The 1,535-nt window shown below is 61.0% G+C and carries 2 protein-coding genes and 1 pseudogene; all 3 read right to left on the bottom strand.

Going from position 1 to position 1,535, the window contains the following annotated elements; all coding sequences use genetic code 11:
- Positions 1-70 precede the first annotated feature (70 nt).
- Positions 71-1,003: pseudogene (gene tnpC / locus T18_RS24040) on the bottom strand (IS66 family transposase); the annotation flags it as partial.
- Entirely contained in the window at positions 991-1,239 is a 249-nt protein-coding gene (tnpB, locus tag T18_RS26835; protein WP_172690849.1) for an IS66 family insertion sequence element accessory protein TnpB, read from the bottom strand. The gene tnpB and the pseudogene tnpC, both read right to left, overlap by 13 nt.
- Before the next feature lie 26 nt (positions 1,240-1,265).
- A partial coding sequence (locus tag T18_RS27310) for a hypothetical protein (RefSeq protein ID WP_210187545.1) occupies positions 1,266-1,535 on the bottom strand: 270 nt, incomplete at its 5' end.

Raw genomic sequence — 1,535 nt, 5'->3', positions numbered from 1 at the left:
TACTCCTGGTGTTACCACTAGGACTGGCAGTCAGCAGGCCGTCATCGCAAGACGGCCTTCACCGTGGGCTTACGCCATCCCAGTATTTGGCGATGTAGGCCAAAGCCTCGCCAAGTGGGGACTTTGACACAACACGGGCACGGTGATGGATGAGCCACGCCTGCGTGTCTGCGACGAGTGGCGCTGATCGTGCCTGCCGACCTGCAAGGCGAGCCTCAGGATCAAGGCCGCGCAGCTCAGCCTCGATGCGATACAGCGCTCCGATACGTTTGACGCCGTCCTCCGCAATGGGTGCTGATCCGTTGCGGGTGATCTCGACCAGCTTGCGACGGGCGTGTGCCCAACAATAGGCAAGCCGAATGTCCGGGCCGACACGGTCAGGAGCGATCAGCCTGTTGTATCCGGCATAGCCATCGACCTGCAGGATGCCAGAGAAGCCCTGCAGTATCCGTTCCGCATGGATGCCTCCTCGACCAGGAGTGTAGGTGAAGGCCACACCCGGCGGAGCACCGCCGCCCCACGGTCGGTCATCCCGCGCCAGTGCCCAGAAGTATCCGGTCTTGGTCTTGCGCGAGCCGGGATCGAGGACCGGAGCACGGGTCTCGTCCATGAACAGCTTGGTTGAGCGCTTCAGGTCGGCAATTAGTACATCGAACACAGGCCGCAGTTCATAGGCTGCCCGACCAACCCAGTCGGCGAGCGTGGAACGGTCGAAATCAATGCCCTGACGGCTCATGATCTGGGCCTGCCGATAGAGCGGGAGATGATCGGCATATTTGGAGACCAGCACATGCGCGACGGTCGCTTCCGTCGGCAGTCCTGCCTGGATCAACCGAGCGGGAGCTGGGGCCTGGACAACGCCGTTGGTGCAGGCACGGCACGCATATTTGGGGCGGCGAGTGACCATGACGCGCAATTGCGCCGGGATCAAGTCCAGCCGCTCGGAGACATCCTCGCCAATGCAATGCCGGCAACCGCCGCAGGCGCAGATCAGGCGGCATGGATCAACGTCATCAATCCATCCTTGATACCGGGCCATGTGAACGTGTGCTCTTCCAGCCGTTTGTAGGCCATGACGATCCCGGAGCCATCCCAGTAGATCAGCTTCAACCGGTCCGCCTTGCGGGACCGGAACACGAAGACTGTTCCGGTAAACGGGTCCTTGTGCAGTTCGTTCTTCACCAGTGCCGTCAATCCATCATGCCCCTTGCGGAAGTCCACAGGTTTGGTCGCTACCATGATCCGCACGCGGTTCGATGGAAAGATCATGTCGCAGCCGCCAGGCAACGAGCGATAGCAGCAATCCGGTCCACATATGCCCCTTCCTCAAGACGGATTATGACGGGACGGAGGACGATCTCAGGGTGGCTAACCGTTTTAGGAGAAGGTTCCGAAACCGAAACTGGCGGATCGACGATCAACGCCGCGAACTCTACCACATCCTCCGGTGCGGGCAGGACCAGCTTGCCCTGCCGCGCCATCGTCCGCCAGGTGGAAAGGCTGTTGGCTCGCAATCCATAGCGCTGGGCAACTTC

This window comes from Rhizobium sp. TBD182 (assembly GCF_001950375.1).
Classification (GTDB): domain Bacteria; phylum Pseudomonadota; class Alphaproteobacteria; order Rhizobiales; family Rhizobiaceae; genus Agrobacterium; species Agrobacterium tumefaciens.
Note: the sequence above shows the minus strand (reverse complement) of the source record. Positions and strands in the feature narration are given on the sequence as shown.

Excerpts from the sequence above, each read along its gene's own strand:
- tnpB (WP_172690849.1), bottom strand. The coding sequence starts at position 1,239 with ATGGTAGCGACCAAACCTGTGGACTTCCGCAAGGGGCATGATGGATTG.